This window comes from Rhizobium sp. WYCCWR 11146 (assembly GCF_013591995.1).
GTDB lineage: Bacteria > Pseudomonadota > Alphaproteobacteria > Rhizobiales > Rhizobiaceae > Rhizobium > Rhizobium indicum.
In genome coordinates this window covers 70,856-73,318 of the sequence record NZ_JACCEY010000039.1, presented here as the reverse complement: position 1 = coordinate 73,318, position 2,463 = coordinate 70,856, and the positions used below count along the sequence as shown (strand labels likewise).

The following is a 2,463-nucleotide window of genomic DNA, read 5'->3' as shown; positions in this document are numbered from 1 at the left end:
GCCCGCTGCGGCGGCCGCCGATTCCTTCTTCTCGACGCGGGCGGCGACAATCTGCGTGACGTTGGAGGCAGTCTCGGCGGCGGCAACGGCTGCAGCCGTCTCCTCGGCCCGCGCGTCTCCGGCGGAAACCTCTTCCATTGCGCCCGTTTCGTCCAGGATCGACAGATCGAAGGGAACCGGCACCATCGGCAGTTCGTCGTTGCTGGTCGCGTCAGCCCTTGCTTCTTCGACCGGCTTGACCGTCAGTTCGCAATCCCACTCGGCGAATTCGAAGACGGTGCGGATGGCGTCCTCGCCCTTGTCCGTCTTGATCGTGACGTTCCAGAAGAAATAAGCGCCTTCCGGATCGAGTTCCTCAAGGCCCGGCAGGTCATCCGTATTGCAATAGATCGTCATTTCACCCAGGCGCGAGAGATCACGCAGCAGCAGGGTGGCGTCATTGCCCTTGGAATAGAGCTCGTAGCGCGGCTTGAAGATGACTTCATAGGTCGGCATGCCGCCCGCATCGTCTTCGCCGCCAAAATCGTCGAAGGAAAAGGGGACCGGCTGGAAGCCGCTGTCGTCCGTCGGCTTGGGGGTCGGCGCCGGAGCGGCCGATGCTGCCTTTGCGGCGGCCTTCGGCGCGGGCGCCTCGGCTGACGCAGAGGGAGACGGCAATTCGCCGTTGGCCAGCGCCTCGAGCTCCTTGACGAGGCCGCGGCTGCGGCTTTCATCGACGCTGCCGCCGTCGCGCGCAGCATTCGTCAGGTCGGCGAGCACGTCGGCCGACTTCAGCATCACCTTCAGGACATCCTGGTTCGGCTCAAGCTTGTTGGATCGAACGCAATCGAGAGTGGTCTCGAAGACATGGGCGAAGGCGACCAGATCGTCAAGGCCGAAGGCGCCGGCGCCACCCTTGATCGAATGCACGGCACGGAACACCGCATTGACGGTTTCCGGATCGCGATCGCCATCATTCAATTTCAGAAGACCGGATTCCAACTCGGCGAGCTGTTCCTCGCACTCCTGGAAAAAGATCTCTTTGATTTCGTTCATATCCATAGGAGCAAATCCTGGGTTTAAGCGGTTACACGCTCAATGGCATCGATCAGCTTGGCCGGGTCGAAAGGCTTGACGATCCAGCCCGTGGCACCGGCCTGGCGGGCGCGGTTCTTCTTTTCCGCGTCGCTTTCGGTGGTCAGGACCAGGATCGGGATCGCCCGATATTTCTCGTTGCGGCGGACACCTTCGATGAAGCCGAAACCGTCGAGGCGCGGCATGTTGATGTCGGTCACGATGACGTCGGGATTGGACTCTTCGAGAACCTCGAGGCCCTCGATGCCGTCTTCCGCCTGGATCGTCTCGAAGCCGGCATTGTTCAGCGTCACGAGAAGCATGTTTCGGATGGTGCGGGAATCATCCACGGTCAGCACTTTTTTCTTCATTGCCGAATCTCCTTGGCAAGCAGGTGGTCAATATTGACGCCAACCAGCTGCATGGTTTTCTGAAATGCGTCGGACACCTTGGAGAAGGTGAACGGCTGCTTGTCCTGCTCCCAGGTCTTCTCGGCGGACATCAGAACCTGGGCGCAAAGCGCACCGATCCGTTCGACGCCGGAAGCGTCTATCGAAAGACCGCTACCCCGGAGAGAAAGGAGTTTATCGCGCAAGGCGGAAGCCTCGTTGAGGTCGAGCACCGCTGTCAAATCCAGCGTTTTGCCACTCTTCTTTGCTGCCATCAGCTTTTCCTTGTCCCCTTGTCCCCGGCCCGAAAAGACAGGCTGAGGCAATCATCCGATAGGTTAGTAAACATTCCGCCCACCTCCGACGCTTGCGAAGGGCTGTGGAAGGCCAAAATCTTCATTTTCGTATTCGTCGACGACCGGTGCCGGGCGGGTAGCGCCCTCAAGGGCGCGCGGCGGTGTCACGCGCACCGGCGCCGGGCGCCCGGCAGTGGCGTTTTCCCGGGCGATGCGGAATTCGCGAATCGTCTGGCCGAGCTCGAGAATGACGGTGTGGAGGTGGTCGGCGCCTTCGGCCGAGCGCTCCGCAAGGCCGGCGCTATCGGCCACCTCGCCACCCAGGCCCTTGACGTCGGCTGTCACGCTGTCGAGGCTTGCGGCATGTTCGCCGGTTCGGGTGGCGATGCCTGATATGGCGGCGTTGATGTCGGTGACCTGACGCACGATGCTGCCGATCGAATCCTGTGTGCGGCCAACCATCTGCACGCCGGCATCGACCTGCGCCTTGGTCGTCGTCACCAGGGTTTTGATCTCGCGGGCGGCTTCGGCCGAACGCTGGGCAAGGGCGCGGACTTCCTGGGCGACGACGGCAAAACCGCGGCCGGAATCGCCGGCGCGGGCGGCCTCGATGCCGGCATTCAGCGCCAGAAGATTGGTCTGGAAGGCGATCTCGTCGATCGCGCCGATGATCTGGCCGATCTTTTCGGCCGACTGCTCGATATCGGCCATGGCGCTGATCGCGC

At 62.0% G+C, this 2,463-nt stretch carries 3 protein-coding genes and 1 pseudogene; all 4 read right to left on the bottom strand.

Annotated elements, in window-relative coordinates; translation table 11 throughout:
• A partial coding sequence (locus HX899_RS35385) for an Hpt domain-containing protein (RefSeq protein WP_246697234.1) occupies window positions 1-1,041 on the bottom strand: 1,041 nt, incomplete at its 3' end.
• A 17-nt stretch (window positions 1,042-1,058) separates the two neighbouring features.
• Complete coding sequence (gene cheY1, locus HX899_RS32500; RefSeq protein ID WP_003545492.1) at window positions 1,059-1,424, bottom strand: chemotaxis response regulator CheY1; 366 nt, start codon at window positions 1,422-1,424, stop codon at window positions 1,059-1,061.
• On the bottom strand, window positions 1,421-1,717 hold the full coding sequence (locus HX899_RS32495) for an STAS domain-containing protein (protein ID WP_003545491.1): 297 nt from the start codon (window positions 1,715-1,717) through the stop codon (window positions 1,421-1,423). The genes cheY1 and HX899_RS32495 overlap by 4 nt, the downstream gene beginning before the upstream one ends.
• A gap of 63 nt (window positions 1,718-1,780) precedes the next feature.
• Window positions 1,781-2,463, bottom strand: a pseudogene (locus HX899_RS32490) (methyl-accepting chemotaxis protein); the annotation flags it as partial.